At 32.3% G+C, this 22,434-nt stretch carries 29 protein-coding genes and 1 other annotated feature; of the genes, 17 read left to right on the plus strand and 12 right to left on the minus strand.

Translation table 11 applies throughout. From position 1 onward, the window contains the following. The first annotated feature begins 17 nt into the window (after window positions 1-17). A complete protein-coding gene (locus TTHE_RS00485) occupies window positions 18-896 on the plus strand; it encodes a cation diffusion facilitator family transporter (protein WP_013296656.1) in 879 nt (292 codons plus the stop codon). A gap of 37 nt (window positions 897-933) precedes the next feature. Here the strand turns inward: TTHE_RS00485 and TTHE_RS00490 are convergent, their stop codons facing one another. After that, complete coding sequence (locus tag TTHE_RS00490; RefSeq protein ID WP_013296657.1) at window positions 934-1,182, minus strand: AbrB/MazE/SpoVT family DNA-binding domain-containing protein; 249 nt, start codon at window positions 1,180-1,182, stop codon at window positions 934-936. 140 nt (window positions 1,183-1,322) lie between these two features. On the opposite strand from TTHE_RS00490, the gene TTHE_RS00495 reads away from it, so the two are divergent. The 7 genes from TTHE_RS00495 to TTHE_RS00525 all read left to right on the plus strand — a co-directional run bounded on the left by TTHE_RS00495 (window position 1,323) and on the right by TTHE_RS00525 (window position 8,128). Further along, window positions 1,323-1,907, plus strand: a complete 585-nt coding sequence (locus tag TTHE_RS00495; RefSeq protein ID WP_013296658.1) for a nucleoside recognition domain-containing protein — start codon at window positions 1,323-1,325, stop codon at window positions 1,905-1,907. Window positions 1,908-1,913: 6 nt separating this feature from the next. Beyond that, complete coding sequence (locus TTHE_RS00500; RefSeq protein WP_013296659.1) at window positions 1,914-2,435, plus strand: spore maturation protein; 522 nt, start codon at window positions 1,914-1,916, stop codon at window positions 2,433-2,435. 71 nt (window positions 2,436-2,506) lie between these two features. After that, a complete protein-coding gene (locus TTHE_RS00505) occupies window positions 2,507-3,910 on the plus strand; it encodes a CCA tRNA nucleotidyltransferase (protein ID WP_013296660.1) in 1,404 nt (467 codons plus the stop codon). 56 nt (window positions 3,911-3,966) lie between these two features. Then, window positions 3,967-4,200, plus strand: a binding site (T-box leader). A 57-nt stretch (window positions 4,201-4,257) separates the two neighbouring features. Then, the gene (gene metG, locus TTHE_RS00510; RefSeq protein ID WP_013296661.1) at window positions 4,258-6,168 is read left to right on the plus strand and encodes a methionine--tRNA ligase; all 1,911 of its coding nucleotides are present in this window, start codon (window positions 4,258-4,260) and stop codon (window positions 6,166-6,168) included. A gap of 135 nt (window positions 6,169-6,303) precedes the next feature. Beyond that, window positions 6,304-6,675 carry a GntR family transcriptional regulator gene (locus tag TTHE_RS00515; RefSeq protein ID WP_013296662.1) on the plus strand — a complete coding sequence of 124 codons (372 nt, stop codon included), beginning with the start codon at window positions 6,304-6,306 and terminating at the stop codon, window positions 6,673-6,675. Then, window positions 6,675-7,370: an ABC transporter ATP-binding protein gene (locus TTHE_RS00520; RefSeq protein ID WP_013296663.1), complete on the plus strand. Its 696-nt coding sequence runs from the start codon at window positions 6,675-6,677 to the stop codon at window positions 7,368-7,370. The genes TTHE_RS00515 and TTHE_RS00520 overlap by 1 nt, the downstream gene beginning before the upstream one ends. Continuing rightward, window positions 7,370-8,128, plus strand: coding sequence for an ABC transporter permease (locus TTHE_RS00525; RefSeq protein WP_013296664.1), 759 nt, complete (start codon window positions 7,370-7,372; stop codon window positions 8,126-8,128). The genes TTHE_RS00520 and TTHE_RS00525 overlap by 1 nt, the downstream gene beginning before the upstream one ends. A gap of 89 nt (window positions 8,129-8,217) precedes the next feature. Here the strand turns inward: TTHE_RS00525 and TTHE_RS00530 are convergent, their stop codons facing one another. From TTHE_RS00530 to TTHE_RS00560, 8 genes are all read right to left on the minus strand, one after another. Further along, on the minus strand, window positions 8,218-8,445 hold the full coding sequence (locus TTHE_RS00530) for a hypothetical protein (protein ID WP_155812160.1): 228 nt from the start codon (window positions 8,443-8,445) through the stop codon (window positions 8,218-8,220). Window positions 8,446-8,543: 98 nt separating this feature from the next. Then, window positions 8,544-9,080, minus strand: a complete 537-nt coding sequence (locus TTHE_RS00535; protein ID WP_013296666.1) for a hypothetical protein — start codon at window positions 9,078-9,080, stop codon at window positions 8,544-8,546. Window positions 9,081-9,342: 262 nt separating this feature from the next. Next, on the minus strand, window positions 9,343-9,609 hold the full coding sequence (locus TTHE_RS00540; protein ID WP_013296667.1) for a hypothetical protein: 267 nt from the start codon (window positions 9,607-9,609) through the stop codon (window positions 9,343-9,345). 167 nt (window positions 9,610-9,776) lie between these two features. Next, the gene (locus TTHE_RS00545) at window positions 9,777-10,079 is read right to left on the minus strand and encodes a hypothetical protein (protein WP_013296668.1); all 303 of its coding nucleotides are present in this window, start codon (window positions 10,077-10,079) and stop codon (window positions 9,777-9,779) included. 316 nt (window positions 10,080-10,395) lie between these two features. After that, the gene (locus TTHE_RS00550) at window positions 10,396-11,121 is read right to left on the minus strand and encodes a SurA N-terminal domain-containing protein (protein ID WP_013296669.1); all 726 of its coding nucleotides are present in this window, start codon (window positions 11,119-11,121) and stop codon (window positions 10,396-10,398) included. An 18-nt stretch (window positions 11,122-11,139) separates the two neighbouring features. Beyond that, entirely contained in the window at window positions 11,140-11,667 is a 528-nt protein-coding gene (locus TTHE_RS00555; RefSeq protein WP_013296670.1) for a hypothetical protein, read from the minus strand. 263 nt (window positions 11,668-11,930) lie between these two features. Beyond that, window positions 11,931-12,071, minus strand: a complete 141-nt coding sequence (locus tag TTHE_RS14090; RefSeq protein WP_155812161.1) for a hypothetical protein — start codon at window positions 12,069-12,071, stop codon at window positions 11,931-11,933. A gap of 100 nt (window positions 12,072-12,171) precedes the next feature. Then, on the minus strand, window positions 12,172-13,491 hold the full coding sequence (locus TTHE_RS00560) for a helix-turn-helix domain-containing protein (RefSeq protein ID WP_013296672.1): 1,320 nt from the start codon (window positions 13,489-13,491) through the stop codon (window positions 12,172-12,174). A gap of 231 nt (window positions 13,492-13,722) precedes the next feature. Here TTHE_RS00560 and TTHE_RS00565 point away from each other — a divergent pair, with 231 nt between their 5' ends. From TTHE_RS00565 to TTHE_RS00595, 7 genes are all read left to right on the plus strand, one after another. Beyond that, complete coding sequence (locus tag TTHE_RS00565; protein ID WP_231292686.1) at window positions 13,723-14,154, plus strand: EamA family transporter; 432 nt, start codon at window positions 13,723-13,725, stop codon at window positions 14,152-14,154. A gap of 36 nt (window positions 14,155-14,190) precedes the next feature. Next, on the plus strand, window positions 14,191-14,460 hold the full coding sequence (locus TTHE_RS00570; protein ID WP_231292687.1) for a hypothetical protein: 270 nt from the start codon (window positions 14,191-14,193) through the stop codon (window positions 14,458-14,460). A gap of 248 nt (window positions 14,461-14,708) precedes the next feature. Next, entirely contained in the window at window positions 14,709-15,476 is a 768-nt protein-coding gene (locus tag TTHE_RS00575) for a TatD family hydrolase (RefSeq protein WP_013296674.1), read from the plus strand. 78 nt (window positions 15,477-15,554) lie between these two features. Next, window positions 15,555-15,836, plus strand: a complete 282-nt coding sequence (locus TTHE_RS00580; protein ID WP_013296675.1) for a hypothetical protein — start codon at window positions 15,555-15,557, stop codon at window positions 15,834-15,836. Between the two features lie 189 nt (window positions 15,837-16,025). Further along, entirely contained in the window at window positions 16,026-17,033 is a 1,008-nt protein-coding gene (locus TTHE_RS00585; RefSeq protein WP_013296676.1) for a ubiquitin-like domain-containing protein, read from the plus strand. 48 nt (window positions 17,034-17,081) lie between these two features. Continuing rightward, entirely contained in the window at window positions 17,082-17,900 is an 819-nt protein-coding gene (rsmA, locus tag TTHE_RS00590) for a 16S rRNA (adenine(1518)-N(6)/adenine(1519)-N(6))-dimethyltransferase RsmA (RefSeq protein ID WP_013296677.1), read from the plus strand. 66 nt (window positions 17,901-17,966) lie between these two features. Further along, entirely contained in the window at window positions 17,967-19,082 is a 1,116-nt protein-coding gene (locus TTHE_RS00595; RefSeq protein WP_013296678.1) for a hypothetical protein, read from the plus strand. A gap of 50 nt (window positions 19,083-19,132) precedes the next feature. On the opposite strand, the gene TTHE_RS00600 is transcribed toward TTHE_RS00595, so the two are convergent. Together TTHE_RS00600 and TTHE_RS00605 are read right to left on the minus strand one after the other, a co-directional pair. Beyond that, a complete protein-coding gene (locus TTHE_RS00600; RefSeq protein WP_013296679.1) occupies window positions 19,133-19,369 on the minus strand; it encodes an HPr family phosphocarrier protein in 237 nt (78 codons plus the stop codon). Window positions 19,370-19,573: 204 nt separating this feature from the next. Next, on the minus strand, window positions 19,574-19,942 hold the full coding sequence (locus tag TTHE_RS00605; RefSeq protein WP_049774868.1) for a protease complex subunit PrcB family protein: 369 nt from the start codon (window positions 19,940-19,942) through the stop codon (window positions 19,574-19,576). 207 nt (window positions 19,943-20,149) lie between these two features. Here TTHE_RS00605 and TTHE_RS00610 point away from each other — a divergent pair, with 207 nt between their 5' ends. Then, window positions 20,150-21,205 carry an Mrp/NBP35 family ATP-binding protein gene (locus tag TTHE_RS00610; protein WP_013296681.1) on the plus strand — a complete coding sequence of 352 codons (1,056 nt, stop codon included), beginning with the start codon at window positions 20,150-20,152 and terminating at the stop codon, window positions 21,203-21,205. Between the two features lie 73 nt (window positions 21,206-21,278). Here TTHE_RS00610 and TTHE_RS00615 read toward each other — a convergent pair whose 3' ends face one another. Then, window positions 21,279-21,641, minus strand: a complete 363-nt coding sequence (locus tag TTHE_RS00615) for a NifB/NifX family molybdenum-iron cluster-binding protein (RefSeq protein WP_013296682.1) — start codon at window positions 21,639-21,641, stop codon at window positions 21,279-21,281. Window positions 21,642-21,921: 280 nt separating this feature from the next. On the opposite strand from TTHE_RS00615, the gene TTHE_RS00620 reads away from it, so the two are divergent. Continuing rightward, entirely contained in the window at window positions 21,922-22,434 is a 513-nt protein-coding gene (locus TTHE_RS00620) for a hypothetical protein (RefSeq protein ID WP_013296683.1), read from the plus strand.

Here is a 22,434-nt window from a genome sequence, read left to right on the forward strand (position 1 = left end):
GAAAAGGCGGTTTTATAATGAATTCATTTAAAAAAGTTAAACAGGTCTTAATGCTAATATTGATCTTAAATGTAATGGTGGCTTTAGCTAAACTTTTATACGGCATGTATATAAAAAGTGCTAGTATGGTGGCTGACGGATATCATTCTCTATCAGACAGCTCAGGCAATATAGTCGGGCTTGTGGGCATATATCTTGCATCAAAGCCGGAGGATGAAGAGCATCCGTATGGGCATAAAAAGTTTGAGACATTTTCGTCCATTTTTATATCTATTATGCTTTTTGTGGTCAGCTACAACGTACTAAAGGAAGCCTACAGCAGATTTTTAAATCCTGTCGTTCCCAAAATTACTTTAGACAGTTTTATAATAATGATTGTGACGCTGCTTATAAACATATTTGTGTTTACCTATGAGTACAGGCAGGGTGTTAAGCTAAAAAGTGATATACTCGTGTCAGATTCGCTTCACACTAAAAGCGATATTTACGTATCTGTGTCTGTACTCATAACGCTTATTGCATTAAAAGTTGGAATACCGACTTATATTGATCCTATCATGTCTGTAGTTATATCAATCTTTATTATAAAAGCCGGCATAGAAATAATAAAGCACAGTTCTGACATCTTGTGTGATAGAGTAGTGGTGGATTCAAAAAAAATTCACGATATTGCGGTCAGTGTAAAAGGGGTTTTGTCGTGCCATCAAATAAGAAGCAGAGGACGAGAAGATGATATAAATATAGATCTCCATATCATGGTAGATCCTAGCGAGAACATAATTGATGCTCACGACATAGCAAGTCAGCTAGAAGAGAGGCTTAAAAAGGAGATACCGGGTGTTACGGAGGTTATTGTTCATATAGAGCCCTACAACAAGAATGAAATAGAAGAATAAAAAAATAATAGAAGGTAAACTTCTATTATTTTTTTATTTATTCGCTTTTTTTAATGTCATCAAGACAGTTCTTGCAGATGTTCTTGCCTTTGTAATTTACGACGTTTTCTGCATTGCCACAAAAAATGCACGCAGGTTCGTATTTTTTAAGTACAATCTGCTCACCATCTACATAAATTTCGAGAGCGTCTCTTTCGGCTATATTCAGTGTCCTTCTAAGCTCGATAGGGATGACGACTCTTCCAAGTTCATCAACTTTTCGAACTATTCCTGTAGATTTCAACATTACTCTCCCCTCCTAAAACTACAAAATTCGACAAATTCTTCGCATATCTAATAATACCAAGTTTTGCAAAATAAGTCAATACTTTATTGGCATTTTTTTTTAAAATTAACATAAATTTTTATAGAATGGAGGAGATACAATTGATAAATTATATTTGGTTTTTTATGATAGGAATTGGTGTAGTAATAGGCATAATAAACGGCCGAATGGGAGAGGTATCTAAAGCTATTATTGATTCGTCTGAGTCGGCTGTTACGATATCTATCGGATTAATAGGCATAATGTCTTTATGGCTTGGCATCATGCAGATTGCTGAAAAATCAGGTCTTATGGATATACTTTCGAGGCTATTGAAGCCAGTAATTATAAAACTTTTTCCGGAAGTGCCTAAAGATCATCCAGCGATTGGTGCTATGATTATGAATATATCGGCCAACATGCTGGGGTTAGGCAATGCTGCGACACCTTTTGGCATAAAGGCAATGGAGTATCTTCAAGAGTTAAATAATCGAGATGTTGCATCAAATTCCATGTGCACCTTTCTTGTTATAAATACGGCATCAGTTCAGTTACTACCTGCTGTAATGATAGGAGTAAGGGCATCTTTAGGTGCCAAAAATCCTGCGGACTTTGTTGTTGTAGGTCTTTTTTCTAGTGTTACGGCTTTAATTGCTGGCATTATAGTTGTAAAGACATTGGAGAAATCATCACTTTTTAAGGAGTGATATTTTATGCTGAAAATAATATCGGAGCTGATTATACCGGTAGTCTTGTTGATAATTCCATTGTATGGGCTTATTAAGCATGTTAAAGTGTATGAAGTGTTTGTTGATGGTGCAAAAGATGGAATCAATACGATGACAAAAATATTTCCGGCTTTGCTGGCAATGCTGGTGGCTGTAGGTGTTTTAAGGTCGTCAGGTGCATTAGACGGATTTGCAAAACTTATTGAGCCTTTTACATCCAGAATAGGAATGCCATCAGAAGTTATACCACTGGCTCTTATAAGGCCTCTTTCAGGAAGTGGTGCATTAGGCATAGCTACTGAATTAATCAAGTCAAAAGGTCCTGATTCCTTTACAGCAAAGCTTGCTTCTGTTATGTACGGTTCAACGGAGACAACATTTTACGTTTTGGCAGTTTATTTTGGATCTGTAGGTGTAAAAAAAATGAGGCATTCCATAATAGCAGGAATTGCTGCAGATATAATTGCAATACTTTCATCGGTTTTTTACAGCAGATTGTTTTTTTAGCTTGTTTACTTCTTAAAATTTGGTATACTAGAGATGATAATATCTTATAAAAACTAAGGGGAATGCTTGACATGGCGATATTAATAAATAGAATAAAACGTATACTTGATGATTATTCTGAAAATGTGTATGTTGTAGGTGGTGCTATAAGGGATAGAATATTGAATAGAGAGATTAATGATTATGATTTTGTTGTCATAGGCGATGCTGCATCAATATCAAAGCTTGTATCTGAAAAACTTGGGGGAACTTTTGTCCCATATGCAGAAGAAAGAGGAACGTATAAAGTTGTGTATGAAAAAACCATGATGGATTTTACACAAATAACAGGCGAAGATATAGAAGAAGATTTAGGACATAGAGATTTCACCATAAATGCAATGGCACTGAGATTAAATGATTTTTTTGATAGTAATTTGATAATAGATCCATTTGGAGGGCTATATGACATTCAAAATAAAAAGATTAGATGTGTAAGCAAAAATTCATTTGATGACGATCCGCTAAGGATGCTTAGAGCCGTAAGATTTGCTTCCAAGTACAAATTTGCAATAGAAGAAGACACTAAGAATCTTATAAAAGAAAAGGCAAATCTGATTAGCAGAATTTCATCGGAAAGAATTATGAATGAGATATATGCAATATTAAAATCGTCAGAATCATTTAAATATATAAAAATGATGGACGAGCTGGGCTTAATCGATTCAATATTTCCTGAAATAAAAAACATGAAGGAATTAGGGCGATGCTATTATCAGGTTTTGGATTCATGGTATCATTCGATTAAAACAGTTGAAGAATATGAAAATATAGTAAAGGAGCTTAGATTTCCTTCTTACATGACAAAAGTTATTTTATCTTACCTCAGTAAAGACCTTTCTTCGGGAAATAAGTTAAAAGATGTATTAAAGCTTGCAGCTATGTTTCACGAAATTGGCAAGAAAGATGCAATTTATATTGATGCTGATAATCATATTCAGTTTTTCAATCACGATGTAAAGGGAGAAAAAATTGTATCAGGTATAACCAAAAGGTTAAAAATGGCTAAAAAAGAATCGTCTTTGATAAAAAAGATGGTCCTCTATCATGCAAATCCATTTTCGATTTATGTAAATGGTATGTCGAATAAGGCTATGTTTAAATTTTTTTCTGATCTAGAAGATGATTCCATTGGATGTTTACTGTTGTCGCAGGCTGATGTTGTGGCTGCAATGAAGGGACAAGGTCGCTTAAATGAAGCTTCTTGCTATAGAAGTTTTATATTGAATATGCTTAGAAGGTACATGGACTATGAGAAAACAAAAACTCCACTTCTTACACCTTTGGATATAATAGTCAATTTTGATCTTAAAGATTATAAGCTTTTAAATCAAATATTGTACGAACTAAGAAAAAACCAGTTTTACGGCAATATTGAAAATAAAGATGATGCTGTAAAATTTGTAGAAGAGAGAATGAAGATGGAAAAAATATAGTTGACAATACATTTGCAATAAAGTATATTATTATGTAATGATGTAAATAATATATTAAAAAGGCAATGAAGGGAAGAGTAGAAAGGAATTTCTCTTAAAGAGAGCTGGGTTAAGGTGAAAGCCAGTAGAGAATGAACTTTTGAACATGGACCTTGAGCTTCAAAGCTGAAGCTAAGTAGGCTTTGGCGGGATTTCCCGTTACAGAGTAAGAGTGTGATGGCACTTTACGAGGCATACTGCCGTGAGGCGTATGTGAAAAGGGTGGTAGCGCGAATAAACTCGCCCCTTAGTGGGAGGCGGGTTTTTTTACGTCTTAAAAATAAAATTATAAGATGAGGAGGATTTTTATGGCAAAGACGTTTTACATTACATCACCTATATATTATCCAAGTGATAAGCTACACATAGGCCATTCTTATACGACTGTTGCTGCAGATGCGATGGCTCGGTTTAAAAGGCTGACAGGTTATGACGTGATGTTTTTGACAGGTACAGATGAGCACGGTCAGAAGATACAGAGAAAGGCAAAAGAAAAAGGAGTTACGCCGAAGCAGTATGTTGATGAAATTGTGGCGTGGATAAAAGATTTGTGGAAGACAATGGACATAAGCAATGATAAGTTCATAAGGACAACTGACAAGCAGCATGAAGAAATTGTGCAAAAGATATTTACAAAGCTTTACGAAAAGGGCGACATATACAAAAGCGAATATGAGGGATGGTATTGCACACCTTGTGAGACGTTTTGGACAGAGAAACAGCTTGTGGATGGAAACTGCCCTGACTGCGGCAGACCTGTAGAGCTTGTTAAAGAGGAAAGCTATTTCTTTAAGCTTTCAAATTACGCTGATAAACTTCTTAAATACTATGAAGAGCATCCAGACTTCATACAGCCAGAATCAAGGTTGAATGAGATGGTAAGTTTTATAAAATCTGGTCTTGAGGATTTGTGCGTATCCAGAACGTCCTTTGACTGGGGCGTAAAGGTTCCATTTGATCCAAAACACGTTGTATATGTTTGGATTGATGCCCTTTCCAACTATATAACTGCATTGGGGTATTCTACAGATCACGACGAAGATTTCAAAAAGTACTGGCCGGCAGATGTGCACCTTGTTGGAAAGGAAATCGTAAGATTCCACACCATTATATGGCCTGCAATGCTTATGGCGCTGGATTTGCCTCTTCCAAAGAAGGTATTTGGCCATGGCTGGCTTATACTGGATGGTGGCAAGATGTCAAAGTCGAAAGGCAATGTTGTTGATCCTAAGGAGCTTGTGTCAAAGTACGGCGTAGATGCTATAAGGTATTTCTTATTAAGAGAGGTCCCGTTTGGGGCAGATGGCGTATTTTCAAATGAAGCGCTGATTTCCAGGATAAACTCAGATCTTGCCAATGACTTTGGCAATCTTCTAAGCAGAACTGTTACGATGGTAGAAAAATACTTCGACGGTGTAGTGCCTGAAGCTTCAGATAAAGATAATGTTGACGATGAGCTAATATCTATCGCAAATGATTTGCCAAAAATTGTGGAAGGATACATGGACAGACTGCAGTTTTCAAATGCTCTTGCTGAAATCTGGAAGCTTGTAGGACGAGCAAATAAGTACATCGACGAGACGATGCCATGGGTATTAGCAAAAGATGAAAGTAAAAAAGGAAGGCTTAAGGCGGTTCTTTACAACCTTGTTGAATCATTGAGGTTTGTTGCAGTTTTAATAACGCCATTCATGCCAAATACGCCTATCAAGATATACGAACAGCTTGGAATTGACGATGATTTAAGAACATGGGCTAGCCTTAAATTCGGTTTACTGAAAGCAGGTACGAAGGTTAAAAGAGGGGAGAATATTTTTCCAAGGATTGATGTGGAGAAAGAGCTTAAAGAAGCTGAAAAAGAATCTTCTAATAAAGCAGAGGTAAAAGAAGAGACAAACTACATCAAGATAGACGATTTTGCAAAGATCGATTTGCGGGTTGCAGAAGTATTGGAAGCAGAAAAAGTAGAAGGCGCTGATAAATTATTAAAGCTTAAACTTAAAGTTGGCGATGAGGTAAGGCAAGTTGTATCAGGACTTGCATTGCATTACAAGATAGAAGAGCTTGTAGGCAAAAAACTCGTCCTCGTTGCAAATCTGGAGCCTAAAAAATTAAGAGGCATAGAATCATACGGAATGATTTTGGCGGCATCAAACGAAGGTAAATTGACTGTTGTAACTTTAGATAAAGACATAGAAAGCGGAGCAAAGGTAAAATAGGAGGGCATAAGCCCCTCTTATTTTTTTATGTGTATTATAGCTTACAATAAGTTTTTTTAAAAAATACATTGACATTTATATTATCATAGTGTACTATTTAATTAGTGCACTATGATAGCACGATGGAGGTGAAACATGAAAGTCGAATTCAATGAAAAAATGCCTATTTATATCCAGATTATGGATATGATAAAGAGGGACATAGTCACAAAAAAATTAAATGGAGGAGATAAATTGCCTTCTGTAAGAGAGATGGCCGAAAGCCTTAAAGTGAATCCAAATACTGTTCAAAGAGCTTATCAAGAACTTGAAAGGGAAAACGTCACATATACACAAAGAGGCATGGGAACATTTATAACCGAAAATACCGAAAAGCTTGCATCATTAAAAAGAGAAATGGCGAAAGAGATAGTTGAGTCATTTGTAACAGGTATGAGAAGCTTAGGATTCAATTCAAATGAAATACTCGAAATTATTAAGGAATATCTTAAAAAGGAGGTCAACTGATGGGGTTAATTTTAAAAACGGCAAACCTTACTAAAAATTATTACAGCAAAAAGGCATTAAAAGGAATTAATATTGAGTTGGAAGAAGGTAAAATATTAGGCCTTTTAGGTCCTAACGGCAGTGGAAAAACGACATTTATAAAGATTGCAGCAGGCATATTAAGGCCCACATCTGGTGAAATATTAATTGACGGTCAGGAACCAGGTATCTATACAAAATTAATTGTATCATATCTACCTGATATAAACTATCTCTATAAATGGATGAAGATTAGAGATGCAATAAATTTCTTTAAAGATTTTTACGATGATTTTGACATTGAAAAATCAAAGAGATTGCTGGATTTTATGATGTTGGATGAAAATGATAAAGTAACGTCACTTTCAAAAGGAATGCTTGAAAAATTGAATCTTACACTTGTGCTTTCAAGAAATGCGAAACTGTATATTTTTGACGAACCACTTGGGGGAATAGATCCTAATACAAGGGAAAAGATAATTGACGCAATAATTGATAATATCCGCGAAGATAGTTCAATGATTATATCTACACACCTTGTAAGAGATATTGAAAGGCTTTTTGACGATGTGGCATTTATCTCAGATGGTGAAATTATTTTAAAAGGAAATGCCGAAGAATTAAGGATGGAAAGAAATAAATCTATTGATGAAATCTTCAGGGAGGTGTATGAATAATGATTAAACTAATAAAGTATGAGTTTTTAGGAAGGTATAAATATTATCTTGGATTTTTGGCTGCCTTGATTTTATTGAATATATACCTTATAACAAAAAATAATACATGGTCACATGGCTTGCCATTCGTTGTATCTTTTATGGCTGGATTTGCCTGCTTTGTAGCCGTGCTTATATCAGGAGTGATGTTGTATCAGAGAGATATGTACAGCAATACAGGATATCTTTTGTTTACACTGCCACAAAGAGGTTTTGACATAGCTTTTTCAAAGCTAATTATATCGATCATTGAATTCACATTGTTTATAACAGTATCTGGAGTGATGGCATTTATAAATCTATTATATGTGAATGAAGCTAAAGTGTTTATAGATGCAGTACTTCAACATAAAATTTTTATACTTTATATATTTATATCTGCTTTATTGAGTTTTGTTGCTTTATTGATTTTGTCGTATTTTTCTATCACAATCAGCAAGATAGCTATTTACAGCAAAAAATATAGCAAAGCTTTGTCAATAGTTATATTTTTGCTTATTTTCTATATAATCGGCAAAATTAATGGACTTCTCGTTAATTTGTTCCCATATAATTTAAATATAAGTCCATTTTCAGGAATTGCGCAAAGAAGCGGTGCCGTTGCTTTATCTTTTGCGGTTTTCCCGATAAATGTAGCAAGCTTTGTTTTCCAAACACTTGTATATATAGGTTTATTCACCCTGACATCGTATCTTATTGACAAAAAAATAGATCTATAAAAAGGATGTCTATTCGGGTAGCGGTGCGAAGGTAAAATAAAAAGAAGGCGGGGTGATTCCCGCCATTATTTTTATCTAATTGAACTACTTTAAGTGTTTTGCTTCTTATCATCTTTCGAATTTTTGTCTGAAGAACTATATGGTAATCCGGCTGCTAATCCAGTGAACAGGGCTAAGTAAAATGAAGATCTTTTTGGATAAAAGAAATCTAATATAGCAGCTATGACGACAATTGCTATAAAGCAGAAAAACTTAATTTTAGATTCTTTGTCTTTCGGTATGGAATACTTAAAAACCCGTCCAGAAAAGCGTGCCATTTCAAAACCAATTAGAAAAATGATTAAACTTACTACAATACTTATTAGCCAAACATATAAACTCTTCAAGGACAAACTCCTTCCTTATGTTATTTACATTATAGAAATGATGCAAAATATTTCGTAGTGCAAATATATTGGGTATGTGCTGCATCGGCATACCATTCATCAATAACTTCTTTATTTAGCGATGAACCATAATACCAGACATTTTCGTGACAATAAAGAGAAGGTGTATTGCCGTAAGGGCAATTTTGGATAGCACTAATAATAGCGCTAGCTACCAACCTAGTGACTGGATTCGGTAGATAATCAGCTAAAACTGAAGATAGAGTATTAATTCCAATATTTTTTAACCAAGTACTCAAGGTAAAATCTTTATTAGTAATACCAGCGTGAATGTTGTAGTTACTTTCTGTACCAACTATTGGTGTATTCATTTGGTATACCCATTCATCAATCATTGGTTTTGCAGTTTTAGAATCAATGTTGGTAACATTATAAGTAGAACTATTTTCTTCTATGGATTTTATTGCCTTTTCATTTGAAGGGATTTCTAAAGCAAAAACAGAACTAAAAGTTGAAACTGAAAGAAGTACTACAACAAGAACCAATGTAACAAGCTTTTTTAACATTTTCTTTTACTCTCCCTTTTATAGCTAGTAATACTATTTCGGTACTAAAACAGTATACTAACTATTTTTTTATTAAACATCGAATGGCCATTCATCTGTTTGACTACATTATAACTCTAACTCCAACATTTGGGAAGTTCCGAAATTCGGCACATTTTTTATGAAGTAGGTGCCGAATTTCGGAACTTCAATTTCTGTTTGACTAAGTTTGCCTAGCTTGTGTATATACAAGACAAGCTTCCAGTTGTGTAATAAAAGTTTATTATAATAAATGATTAAAATAAATAGATAAACGTTCAAAAATGCCTTTCTGCTTGAATTCTAACGGAGGAAGTCCATATAGAGCTTCATTGCTGCGTATTGTTTTATAATTTCCTTGTTTTGCTTTTTCTTGAATATTATGCACTTTGTTCACAAAAGATTTTTTAATAATATCGCTGTTTACAAGTGTTTTTTCCTTTAGACCAGCATTTTGATCAGAATAATACGGTGAAAAGGCCATCTCTTCTCCATTTTTATTAACAATCACAAATATATCACCGCCAAAATTCAGTAAAAAACAGTCGTCCGGATTAAAGTTGTTTTCATTTGCTAATTTATAAATATTTTTGGTTAATGCTCCGCCAAAATCTACAACATGCCATTCTTCATTCTTTAATATGATTGAAAAATCGGTTATTACATTGTTTCCAACTATTACCGGGTATGTGAAAATGGTTCACGAGTGACTTGATCACTTATTTTTATTGAAGGATCATATTTATTAATATCAATAGTGGCCCATTGAATTGGATTTCCCAACTTTGCCTTTGATACTTCATCTTTTGTTGTAAAATAAAAATTGCGGTATTCTGTATTAATACTTTTAAGCAATGTTTTAAAGTTGTCTTGTGCGGAAATATTGGCTTGCACTTGAGGAGAGACAGCATAACTAATAGTACCAATAGAAAATATGATGACCATGCACAATGTCGCAATCATAATTAATTTTCGTTTCATTTATTTTTCCTCCCTTGTTTATTTTTGGAGATATAGAAGCTTTGCACTATATTTTTCATTTTCAAATTACGCATTATTTACATTAATTTTAGCATAACATAAAAAAACCAGAAAATGCAACTAGTTTTATTTAAAAAATTAGTTGCATTTTCTGCATACCTAATATGGCGATAACTTGGCGGTCAAAAAACCGTTGTAAGGTTTTGTAGTGGGAACTAATTGTACACTAAATCTTATGAACAGCTGTGTATATAACGGTACATACTGTGATGTAAGAGGATGCTGTATAAAATAATTATTTAGTTCTTACTTGATTTTAATTAACTGTAAAATTTTTAAACATATCTTTATATTTGTCGTTAATTGATATTTTAGCTTGTTTTACATATTGTTCTATAATATTATCAACATAATTTTTATATTCACTTTGTGTGCTAAAAGTTGTGTTGCTGGTTTTTTCCAAATTTCCGCTTCTTATTCCGTTCTCTATAATTGTATTGTACAATTTATCAAACAACAACAATCTTTTAACATTATATTTTTCATAAGTATTCCAGTATTCTTCGGATGTCATGCCACTTGCAGAAATCATTTCTTGCAACATTTGGTTAGCTTCTGGGTAATCAGCAAATTCCTTTTTTTCTTTTTCTATATATAAATTTATTTCGTCTTGTGAAACTTTTAGATTATAACTTGATGCCAAGTGTTCTTCTACTTTTTCTCTAACAAGTTTATTCAAGATATAATTGTCTATATTGCTTATTTCTGCATCTGAAGCCAATGTCAATCCCTTCCGCAGCTCAAATTCACTTTTATATATTGGTATATTATTAACTTTAGCAATTATATCTCCTTTATCAACTTGCAGTTTATCTTTATTACCTTTTAAAAAGTTACCGACTTTCTTAAAGACATTATTTAATTGCAATTGATTTGCTTCGTTGTTAGGATTTTTTGCTGATAATGAAAAGGCAGCTGTAACAATGCTTAGTGACAAAATGATAATCAGACTGAGTAATAAAAAAATTTTTTTTCTTTGCATACAGTTTCACCTCAATTTTTAGAAAGTAAATGATAAATTTGTGTAATCTGTCCAATTGCTAGGTATCCAACTTGGATCCAGATGGAAAATTGTTTCTACAGACGCATTTATAGTTTTTACGGATGTAGAATAATAGCTTATTATACTTGAACTATATAAATCGAAATAAACTAGTGTATTAGGATTCCATATTGATCCATTTGGATTTTTTATGAATTTTGAACTATCTAGTGTACCTATTAAAGTGCCAGAGCTACTATCTGTAAAATCAATACCAACTAGATAGCAATTACCATTACCTATTTCAGGGTTTAAAGGTTGTTGGTTGAAAGCTGAAACATAATGATTTTGTATATATTTCATCGGATAATTAGTATAATTGCTTGCGCTATAATCTATATAAAATGCGAAAATTTTAGCGCCCCAATCTGATGACCATGCATAATGTCGAATATAATTTTGTGTATTAGCAGCAAAAACCATTGTAGAATTTTGAATTATTAGTAAGGTTACAATGATTACTAAAGTCAATGTTTTTTTAATCATAATTTGGATTACCATCCTTAAAAGTTTTTATTTTGTTTAAATAACTTTTATGTCATATCATGGAATTAATTTTTTTAAAATAACTTTATACGATCTTTTTAGTCATCCTCTTCATAATAAATTTAGATATTTACTTATGATAAGATTTTATTAGTCATTAGCACATTAGTAATGATTAACTTTTTTACTAATTTTGCTTATAGTATAATATAAAAAAACTAAAAATGCAACTAATTTCCAAATAAAATTAGTTGCATTTCTTTTTACATTACATTTTTTGTTATTACTACGTTAAGTCCGATTGAAGGAGGATCTTCGTATGTCTTAATTTTGATAACTAATGTTGATAATGATATAAAAATCAATACAAATCCTATGGCTTTTAAAATATTTTTCTTCATCAAATTTGCACCTCCCATTATTAATATTTAATTTTTATACTGCAATAATTACATTTTATGGTATGTACAGGTATATTGTACCATTATAAAGGGAAGCATGCAATTAAAATGTATTTGTTTTAATTGCATGTTCGTTTTGGTTTATTTTTTCAATTATTTTATTAAGATAGTCTTTGCATTCTTTAGCATTTCCTTGTTCAAGATTCATAAGGGACAAATTTGCAAAGATTTTTATGATTTCACGTTCATTATTTACATTTTCTAATACATCTATTATTTTCATGTAAGTATTATTAAGATTTTTATTATCGTCTAAATGTTTATAAATGTCAGTTAGCATATAGTTTCCTCTCAATATATATTCAATATCGTTATTTCTATATGATAGATTTATGCCCTCTTCAAGTAATTTTAAAGCTTCGTTGTAGTTTTCGTTTTTTATATAAACATTTGCTTTATCAATCAATGTATGATGCAAATTTGTCATATCGTTATCTCGTCTAATTTTTTCTGCGATGTTAAAGCATTCTAATGATTTATCGAAATTACTTTGTTCAAGATATATCTCTGCGAGGTTAGAATATATATATCCAACCAATGTAATGTCGGCATCGTTAACTTCTTTAATTAAGTCTTGATATAAATTAATAGCTTTTTCATATTCTTTTTTATCTTTATAACAATTTGCCTTTAGAATATTTATATATACATAATGCGTAAATTCTTTATTTTTATCAATTAACGATAGATATTCATCTATATATTCAAATGCTGTATCAAATTTGTTAAGCTTTTTATAACATAAAGCGATGTTATAAATTGCATTTTTTTTAGTTTTTAAGTCATTGATTTGAAGCGAATAATACAATGCTTTATTGAAATACGTTAATGCTTCAATATAATCTCCTTCATTTATTTTACATCTTCCAAGTTTGTTATAAAGAAATGCTTGTAGTGATGTATTCCCTATATTAACCAATATATCAAGTGCTTCATGATAATCTAAAAAAGCTTTTTTATATATATGATTTTCAAATTCCAAATCTGCTCTTTTTATATAAGCTTTAATTTTTATTTCAGTTAATTCGTGTTTTTCGGAAATTTTAATTATTTCGTCAATATCTTTTATGTGTTCAAGTTCTATATTATTATTTAATTTTTCAAGGCAATATTTTTCTGCTTCCTGCTTTGGAGTTAAAAGAAGATATTCTCCAGTTATGTTTAAATTTATACCAAGTTCTTTTGCTCTTTCATTAAATCTTTTTGCAATTTTTTTCGCAGTGTCAATGCTCATTCTGCTTCTGTTACTTTCAATCATGCTTATAAAACCTCTTGTTATGTTTTCATCCTGTAGTTCTCTCTGCTTAATCTTAAGCATCTTTCTTATTTTTTTAACTTTTTCACCGGGGGTTAAAAATTCCATACAATCTACCGTCCTTTTAATATGTCATTTTTATATTATAAGTTTATTTTATCATAAATGTAAGATAAAGAATGATTATAGCTTATTTGTGTAAATAGATTTTTTACTTGCATCTCAAAAAATATATCAGACGATATTTATACGGTTATTGTTAAAATTCAACATTAGTGTTATTATAAAATTAATTTAAATTTTGGGGCAAATTACAAAGAATGTAATATGTAATAAGAGGTGGGATTTTTGTACTATATACCAATTATACTAACTATTATTGCTAATGTGTTTTACCATATTTTCCAAAAAATGATACCAGAAAAGTCAGATCCAATTGCATCACTAATTTTGACATATTGTACTGCATTGATAGGTTCTTTGATAGTGTTTATTTACTATCATAAAAATATTGATTTAATTGATTCATTTAAAGGATTAAATTGGACAAGTTGCGCTCTAGGATTATCTATAATTTTATTAGAATTTGGATTTCTCCTTGCATATAGGGTAGGATGGGATATAAGTTTAGGTGCAATAGTTTCAAACGTATCTGTTACACTATTATTAATTCCCATAGGTATAATATTTTTTAAAGAAAATATTTCAATGGCGAATTTGATTGGTATATTGCTTTGCATTATTGGATTAGTATTAATTAACAGCAAATGAAAGACGCTTGCTATTTACATAACCAAATTAAAGATTATGGAAAGAAGTGATGACATGATAAATGATTTTGGAAAAAGAAATAAAATATTGCTATCAAATAGTAATTTTATGCTTTATATTATTGGCTATGTAATATCAGGCATTGGCACAAGACTTACAACGATAGCTATCTCAAGCAAAATATTGTATCTTACAAATAGTGGACTGTCTTTAAGTGCAACACTTATGTTTGAAGGAATACCAAGCTTTTTGTTAGGTTTGTTTGCTGGGAATGTAGTCGATAAGATGAGAAAAAAGAGCATTTGAATATCCCGCCAGAAGTTCAATTATCCCGCTTTTTATACTATGTGGGATTGCAGAGATTATTGCAGTACTGATATATAAAGCATGTAATAAGGTGAAATCAATTAATTAAAACTTTCAGCAATTTTATCATTTTAGTGATTATATAAATTAAGCAGCTTTGCTTTTTTCTATAAATATTATTTTTGTTTTATACTTCACAAAATATGCTAAAATAAAAATGACTATAAAAGCATTTAGGAGTTGATTTTATGATTATAGATTCTCATGCACATCTGGAAGATGAAAAGTATGACGAAGATAGGGAAGATGTTATAAAAAGGTGCAAAGATGAACTTACATTGTTGATAAATGTAGGATCTAGCATAGAGACGTCAAAAAAATCGATTGAGCTTGCTAGAAACAATGAATTTATATATGCTGTTATTGGTATTCACCCTGAGTATTCGCAAAAGGAAATAAATGACATCAAGACTATCGAGGAATTGTTATCCCAAGAAAAAGTTGTTGCTATAGGAGAGATAGGCCTTGACTATTATTACGGCGATCCACCAGTGGAATATCAGAAACAGTGCTTCATAGAACAGATAAGGCTTGCCAAAAAATATAATTTACCAATTGTAATTCACGACAGGGATGCACATGGGGATGTGCTTGATATTATCAAAAAAGAGTGGACAAGCAGTTTAAGAGGGGTTTTTCACAGCTATTCTGGCAGCAGCGAGATGGCATTCCAGTTGCTTGAAATGAACTTCTATATTTCATTGGGAGGACCAGTAACATTTAAAAATGCAAAAAAGGCTGTTGATGTGGCCATGAAGATACCAATAGAAAAGTTGCTTATTGAGACAGACAGTCCTTATTTGACACCTGTGCCTTATAGAGGCAAAAGAAATGAGCCTGCTAATGTAAAATATGTGGCAAGGAAAATAGCTGAGATAAAAAACATGAATTATGATGATGTATGCAATATTACTGCATCAAATGCCTTAAAATTATTTAATATTACTTTCAAATAATCTATAGCAATTGAAATAGGTGGAACATATACTGTATTGAAATGGGATATTTCAATAATAAAGGGGGATATAAAAAAGATGTATAGAGATGATTTGAATGAAAATTCCATAAACGTTCCGCCTATTAATCCGGAGCCGTACACAGGCCCAATGCAACCATCTATGGGACCTATACCTACAATGCCGTGCCCTCATGAACCACCTATGGGACCTATGCCGTGCCCGATGCCGGGGATGCCAGGCATGATGCCTCCAATGCAGTGCCCTCCTGAGCATATGAGAATGTTTATGGATGCTTACAACCATGTTTCAATGGCATACATGATAATGACACAAATGATGCATATGATGCGCCCGTAAAGGGCGTATTTTCTTAATATACAATTCATAATATGGGATGTATAGAATACAATAATATAGTAGATAATATAAGTGATAGTTAGTTTAATATGGAAATGGAGATAATAATTATGAAATGAATTTGACAAAAATAACATGTTATATTAAAATTATAAAAAGTCTTCCCAATAAATATTAGGAGGTTATGTAATGGATACAAGCAACCGAAGAATTTGGCCGGCTGTGTTTATTGATTTTGTTAAAAAACCGGCTGTAATTCTGATTTTGGCTGCGTTGGTAATTTCATTAGTAGGTATAACTGTATACGTTAACTTGAAAAAACAAGTTATAATTACAGATAACGGAAAATCAACTGTTGTTACGACATTTAAAAATACAGTAAAAGATTTATTAGCAGAGAAAAATATAAAGATTAGAAATGAAGATGTTGTTACACCTTCATTAAATTCTAAATTAAAAGAAGGCATGAAAGTAAACATCAAAAGAGCATACCCCGTAGTAATACATGTTGATGGAAAAGATATAACAATTTACACAGTAAAACCAACATTAAAAGATGTATTAGCACAAGGAAACATCACTTTAAGTCCTATCGATAAAATAAGCACTCCTATAAATAGCAGCACATATAGCGGCATGAATGTTACAATAACTAGAGTAAATGAAAAGATTATTACACAAGATGAAGATATAGCATATGAGACGCAGACGGTGCAAAATGATAATATGATTAGAGGTCAAACTTTAGTTGTGCAAGAAGGTCAAAACGGAAAGCGTGAGAAGACGATAAAAATTACATATGAAAATGGGAAAGAAGTATCGCGGCAAGTTATAAAAGATGTTGTAGTTCAGAACCCGATAACCAAAATAGTGCAGGTAGGTACGTTGGGACTTTTGACTACATCAAGGGGAGAAAGCTATAGATATAGAGAGATGAAAATAATGGATGCAACAGGATATGATGCACCGCCTGGCTCTCTTACGTATTCTGGTGCTACAGTTAGGCGGGGGATTATTGCGGTTGACCCGAAAGTAATACCATTAGGCACTAGGTTGTATGTTGAGGGATATGGTCCTGGGGTTGCAGCAGATATTGGGGAAGCTATAAAAGGCAATATAATCGATCTTTTCTTTACGTCGTATAAAGAAGCATGTAATTGGGGAAGACGAACTGTAAGAGTTTATATACTCAAATAGACAGGTTTTACCTGTCTTGTTTTTTGAAAAAATGCGAGGTAGATGGATATGAGAGTAAAAGGATTCAATACTAAAAAGAAACTTGGTCAAAACTTTATATTTGATGAAGGCATATTGTCAAAGATAGCTGATTTAGCTGATATAACAAAGGATGACAATGTGATTGAAATTGGCGCAGGTCTAGGGACACTGACTAGGGAAATTGTAGAGAGGGCAAAAAACGTGGTGGCATATGAGATAGATGACGAAGCTGTTGGTATTTTAAGAGATAAGTTAAGAGAATATAAAAATTTAATCATATTAAATGATGACATTATGAAAGCTGACTTAAAAGGCGTTGTTGATAAGTATTTTGATGGTGATAAATGCAAGGTTGTTGCTAATTTGCCGTATTACATAACATCACCAATTATAATGAAGCTTTTAGAGTCACATTTAATGAAAGATATAACGATTTTGATACAAAAAGAAGTGGCCGAGAGAATCTGTGCAGAACCAGGAAGCAAAGAATACGGTGTATTAACTGTAGCTGTAAATTATTACTCAAAACCGGAAATGTTGCTTGAGCTGCCACCGGAAGTTTTTTCTCCTAAGCCAAAGGTAAGTTCAACGCTTATTAAATTGCATGTCCTTGATGAGCCACCTGTATTTGTGAAAAATGAAAAGCTCTTTTTCAAGGTTGTAAAGGCGTCATTTGGGCAAAGGAGAAAAGTTATAACGAATTCATTAAAGTCGCTGAATATAGATCAATCTTTAATTTTAAATGCTCTATTGAAGTGCGGAATCGATTTAAAACAAAGGGGAGAGACGCTTTCAATAGAAAAATTTGCTGAGCTGGCGAATGCTATTGATGATATGAAAATGTAATATTAAATGCCCTTATTTCATAATATATATTGCGAAAAGTATATTTGAAATAAGGGGGATATTAAAATGCCTTTAAGAAAGGACATTTATAAGCGAATGTATATAATGCTGGAACCTGATGAGAGAGGTGCATCACTTTTAAAAGATAAAGAAATAACAGGTTACCTTAAGATAGAAACTATAAGCGGCAGAGGCAGAATTACTGCATCGCTTCAAAACCTTGATCCAAGCTATTCGTATACGGTGAAATTTTTAAAAATTGGCGAGAATCCAAAATTAATTGAATTTGGAGCTGTAAGAGTTGATGATAAAGGCAGAGGAGGTGCAGAATGGTCTTTTGATACAGATGATGTACTGGGCTCAGGTGTAAAGCTTGACGATTTAGCTGTAGCATTTGTTGAGGCAGATAACGGCAATAAATTGATTCCTTTGTCAAGTGTCATAGACAAGACGAGGTTTAACTGGAAAGCGACTTATAAAAAATTGATGAAAAACAGTGAAAATAATGAAAAAAATAAGGAGCAAATTTATTATGATGAAGAAAAAGGCAATGATAAAACCAAGAAAGATGAAAATAATATTGATGCCTTGTCGGAGTCTTACACTGAGAAAACCCAAGAAGATGAAGTTGAAATTCAAGTTGAGTCAGAAGAAAATGACGTTGGCAACCAACCTGTTAATAGCTTTGAAGCAGAAGATGCATCCAATACAAACAGTGAAAGCGAAGAGAAGGTTATTGATGAACATATACAAGATGTCAAAAAAAGCGATGGTTATGAGGTCAATGGAAACGAAGAAAATAGTGGATACGTAAAATATTTAAAGGAATATGTCAACAATATTGTCAACTATCTTGACGAAGTGCATCCATTTGAGAACAATCTAGATGGGTACAGATGGTGGAAGATTAATACAGGTTATAGGAATGGCTTTTATGACCACTATTTGATTGGTTTTGTAAATGATGAAAATGGAAAGCTTAAATATATCGTCTATGGTATGCCGGGACTATTTACTCTTTCAGATCAGCCTTTTGGAGGAATGACAGGGTTTGTATACTGGTGCCCATTAAAAGAAAATATGAGAAACGCTGGCGACATGGGTTATTGGCTTATGCACATAGATGCAGCAACTGGGCAGATAGCTATACCTAAAGGACCTACACCGCCACCAATAATATAAAAGCAAAAGCGTAGATAGTCTACGCTTTTATAATTATAACTGCTTTTGTGCTATGCTATGTATTCTTTTATGTCATCAGAGAATTTTGACAAGGCTTCTTCATCTTCAGTGTGTGGTATTACTGTAAGTTGATTTTCAAGGTTTAAGCTGAAAATTCCCATGATTGACTTTGCATCGATAACATAACGGCCTGATACAATATCAATATCAAAAGGATATTTTGACATCTTTTCCACGAAATTCTTGACTTTATCAATTGAATTTAAATAGACATTGAATTCTTTCATACATAGTTCCCCCTTAATTATTTATACTTTAATCATATATTAATACAGTTATTTATTCAATTATCTAATTTAACAAAAATTTCAATATTAATTTGGTAATTGTTTTCACATTGATTTTTTAATATCAGGCTAAGGAACACGCAAAATTTTTAAGGCTTTAATAAAAAGCCTTAAAATAGGATATTTTTAGAAGAGGATTTATTTTTACAGATTAATATAATCTACTTTTGTAATATTACGACTTACTTTTGTATTTATTATCACTTTCGTAATTTTGCCGTCATAAGTAAAACTTTTTACATCATATGGATACATCAAAACTTGAGAAACATAAGAACCTCTAGGTGGATTCACATATGATACATTTACTTCTAATGTTGTTTCATCAGAATCTTTGATTACTTTAGCATCATCAATATTTATTGAATAGCCTGATGTACGCATTTCACCTCTTGTAGCTATTATATAGTATAATCCGTTGCTGCTAACCAAAGAATAATCTTGGCGATCCATCATTTTATTTAAAACATCTTGTACATTTTGAGGTAAAGTGGTTGCTTTTGTCAACACCATGTGTATCACTTCCTCGTTATTCGTATCTTTTATTTCTATAAATATAATATTATTATTATTATCGTCAAGAATTACTCTAACTATATCATTTTTAGTTTGAATTATGAAATAATCATTGTAAAAAATGATTTTAAGGGTATTCTATTTACTGTGATTATATATTATAATATAAGTATTGAAAATAAAATACCATTAGGGGGTATATGCTTGATTACAAAAGAACAAATTTTAAATGCGCTAAAAGATGTTTACGATCCTGAAATAGGAAGAAGCATCGTAGACCTTAATATGGTCGATAATATTAATATAGATGGCAATAAAGTTACAATTGACATAAAGTTAACTATTAAAGGATGTCCACTTCAAAACAGCATAAAAGAGGATGTCATAAATAAGGTTAAAAATCTTGAAGGTGTTGATAATGTGGTAGTCAATATGGGAGCTATGACAGACGAAGAAAGGCAGAGGCTTGTAAATGGCATTAAGGAAGATGAAACGCCTTTATTTGAGAAAACTCGCGTAATAGCAGTAGGAAGTGGTAAAGGCGGCGTTGGAAAATCAACTGTTTCTACAAATCTAGCAGTTGCACTGGGAAGATTGGGTTATAAAGTAGGTCTTATTGATGCTGACGTTCTTGGCTTTAGCATACCGCGTCTTTTAGGCATAGTAGGTGAAAGGCCATATGCTTTAGATGAGAATACGATATTGCCTATAGAAAAGTATGGCATCAAAGTCATTTCAATGGGGAATTTTGCAGATGAAGATACACCGCTTATTTGGAGAGGCCCACTTTTAGGAGGAGTACTTGAGCAGTTTATGAATGACGTCTATTGGGGAAATCTTGACTACATGATAATTGACTTGCCACCTGGTACTGGGGACATACCTCTTACAATAATGCAAAAAATACCAGAGCAAAAGTTTTTGCTTGTGACGACGCCTCAAGCATCTGCATCTCATGTGGCAGGAAGAATTGCTTATATGGCTCAAAAGGTGAACATAGATTTGATAGGTATAGCGGAGAACATGTCGTATTTTGAATGCCCTGATTGCCATAAAAAATACAATATCTTTGGAGAAGGCGAAACAGAAAAACTAGCAAAAGAGTTAAATACAGAAGTGCTTGTGAAGATTCCTATAGAGATAAAAATAAGAGAGAAAAGCGATATTGGTCTACCTGTATCGTTTATAAATGCGCCTGAAGCAGAATACTATATGGAACTCGCAAAAAAGGTATCAGAAAAAGTAAAACCGATACGCTGATGCGAATATTTTTGTGCTTACTAAAAGACTCAACAATAGGAGGCATTGGTAAATTTACATGCCTCCATAATTTTTATCTTCTCTTAAACAGTTCTTCTTCCGGTATGTCCGATGTTGCGTTGTTTAGATACGTTGGCAAATTTTCTATCACTTCCTCATATGGTAAACTTTCATTAAGCCTTATGAATCTAATGCCATTACTTTTTGCTTTTCCGTAAGATATGTCACAAAAGGATTCAGGAATTGTTATGACTGTGTCTACTTTTTTATCTATAAATAGATCTACTACAGCGCTTCTTCTTCCTTCTTTTAGAGTAAAACCTGGATTGTCGTATTTTTCCGCATCTTTTTTTTCTGTATCAAAAATGACAATATATGGTCCATCAGGCAATTTAGAAATCAATCCTTCTTTTGTCAATGTCGCAGCTATCCTCACGATGTTCACTCTCCTCAATATGATTTGTAAATTTTATACATTAAGTTTTAGAAAAGAATTGTACTATAATTATATATTATTAATTTATTATAGTATTATTAATGATATTAATCAAATTAAATATGAATGTTGAGGTCTTTTTTCTACATACAACCGCCGTTTTCCTGCTTTTTGACCTAATAAAATTTCACTATCTGAATGCTGATTTATTGTGGAGTTGTCCGAGTATATATTTTATGATATAATATAATATATCATGCCGCTATAGAGGGGGGATATGATGTTTTCAAAATTAAAATGGCAGATAGTCATAGTAACAGTGACTTTAGCGCTGGGTATCCTATTAGGAGGATTTAATCTATATCAGAATCGCATTTTGCCAGAAAAGATAGCTAATGATATTAAATCTTCTGAATATGTTAAATCTGCTGATGTAAGTATTGGAAATAGCGGTTATATTGCGAATATTAAGCTTTCAAAAATAGATAACCTTATGACTGCTTACACAAGCATTGAAAAGATAATCAATAAATATCCGGTTAAAATTGAGATGAAGATAATTGACAATCCCAATGATAAATTGAATAATATCTACTATGAGGACCAGTTTGCAATATATCAGGCCATTCAAAATGGCGATTATATAGAAATGAGCAAGATTGTAGACAAAAATGGCAGTGATAAAGGTGCAAAAACGAATATTTATATCGATGAAAGTAATATATATTTAAGTATCTATGATGGTCAAAATTATTTGTACAAAATAATACCGCGCAATACAAAGGGGGAATAA

The organism is Thermoanaerobacterium thermosaccharolyticum DSM 571, from assembly GCF_000145615.1.
In the GTDB taxonomy this organism is placed as follows: domain Bacteria; phylum Bacillota; class Thermoanaerobacteria; order Thermoanaerobacterales; family Thermoanaerobacteraceae; genus Thermoanaerobacterium; species Thermoanaerobacterium thermosaccharolyticum.

What these genes read in the sequence shown, in the direction of transcription:
- TTHE_RS00515 (WP_013296662.1), top strand. Translation starts at nt 6,304, where the DNA reads ATGAAAGTCGAATTCAATGAAAAAATGCCTATTTATATCCAGATTATG.
- TTHE_RS00500 (WP_013296659.1), top strand. Translation starts at nt 1,914, where the DNA reads ATGCTGAAAATAATATCGGAGCTGATTATACCGGTAGTCTTGTTGATA.
- TTHE_RS00580 (WP_013296675.1), top strand. Translation starts at nt 15,555, where the DNA reads ATGTATAGAGATGATTTGAATGAAAATTCCATAAACGTTCCGCCTATT.
- TTHE_RS00600 (WP_013296679.1), bottom strand. Translation starts at nt 19,369, where the DNA reads ATGAAAGAATTCAATGTCTATTTAAATTCAATTGATAAAGTCAAGAAT.
- TTHE_RS00545 (WP_013296668.1), bottom strand. Translation starts at nt 10,079, where the DNA reads ATGAAACGAAAATTAATTATGATTGCGACATTGTGCATGGTCATCATA.
- TTHE_RS00555 (WP_013296670.1), bottom strand. Translation starts at nt 11,667, where the DNA reads ATGATTAAAAAAACATTGACTTTAGTAATCATTGTAACCTTACTAATA.
- metG (WP_013296661.1), top strand. Translation starts at nt 4,258, where the DNA reads ATGGCAAAGACGTTTTACATTACATCACCTATATATTATCCAAGTGAT.
- TTHE_RS00605 (WP_049774868.1), bottom strand. Translation starts at nt 19,942, where the DNA reads ATGGTGTTGACAAAAGCAACCACTTTACCTCAAAATGTACAAGATGTT.
- TTHE_RS00530 (WP_155812160.1), bottom strand. Translation starts at nt 8,445, where the DNA reads ATGGCACGCTTTTCTGGACGGGTTTTTAAGTATTCCATACCGAAAGAC.
- TTHE_RS00535 (WP_013296666.1), bottom strand. Translation starts at nt 9,080, where the DNA reads ATGTTAAAAAAGCTTGTTACATTGGTTCTTGTTGTAGTACTTCTTTCA.
- TTHE_RS00485 (WP_013296656.1), top strand. Translation starts at nt 18, where the DNA reads ATGAATTCATTTAAAAAAGTTAAACAGGTCTTAATGCTAATATTGATC.
- rsmA (WP_013296677.1), top strand. Translation starts at nt 17,082, where the DNA reads ATGAGAGTAAAAGGATTCAATACTAAAAAGAAACTTGGTCAAAACTTT.
- TTHE_RS00570 (WP_231292687.1), top strand. Translation starts at nt 14,191, where the DNA reads ATGGAAAGAAGTGATGACATGATAAATGATTTTGGAAAAAGAAATAAA.
- TTHE_RS00505 (WP_013296660.1), top strand. Translation starts at nt 2,507, where the DNA reads ATGGCGATATTAATAAATAGAATAAAACGTATACTTGATGATTATTCT.
- TTHE_RS00585 (WP_013296676.1), top strand. Translation starts at nt 16,026, where the DNA reads ATGGATACAAGCAACCGAAGAATTTGGCCGGCTGTGTTTATTGATTTT.
- TTHE_RS00525 (WP_013296664.1), top strand. Translation starts at nt 7,370, where the DNA reads ATGATTAAACTAATAAAGTATGAGTTTTTAGGAAGGTATAAATATTAT.
- TTHE_RS00620 (WP_013296683.1), top strand. Translation starts at nt 21,922, where the DNA reads ATGTTTTCAAAATTAAAATGGCAGATAGTCATAGTAACAGTGACTTTA.
- TTHE_RS00575 (WP_013296674.1), top strand. Translation starts at nt 14,709, where the DNA reads ATGATTATAGATTCTCATGCACATCTGGAAGATGAAAAGTATGACGAA.
- TTHE_RS00595 (WP_013296678.1), top strand. Translation starts at nt 17,967, where the DNA reads ATGCCTTTAAGAAAGGACATTTATAAGCGAATGTATATAATGCTGGAA.
- TTHE_RS00490 (WP_013296657.1), bottom strand. Translation starts at nt 1,182, where the DNA reads ATGTTGAAATCTACAGGAATAGTTCGAAAAGTTGATGAACTTGGAAGA.
- TTHE_RS00550 (WP_013296669.1), bottom strand. Translation starts at nt 11,121, where the DNA reads ATGCAAAGAAAAAAAATTTTTTTATTACTCAGTCTGATTATCATTTTG.
- TTHE_RS00560 (WP_013296672.1), bottom strand. Translation starts at nt 13,491, where the DNA reads ATGGAATTTTTAACCCCCGGTGAAAAAGTTAAAAAAATAAGAAAGATG.
- TTHE_RS00520 (WP_013296663.1), top strand. Translation starts at nt 6,675, where the DNA reads ATGGGGTTAATTTTAAAAACGGCAAACCTTACTAAAAATTATTACAGC.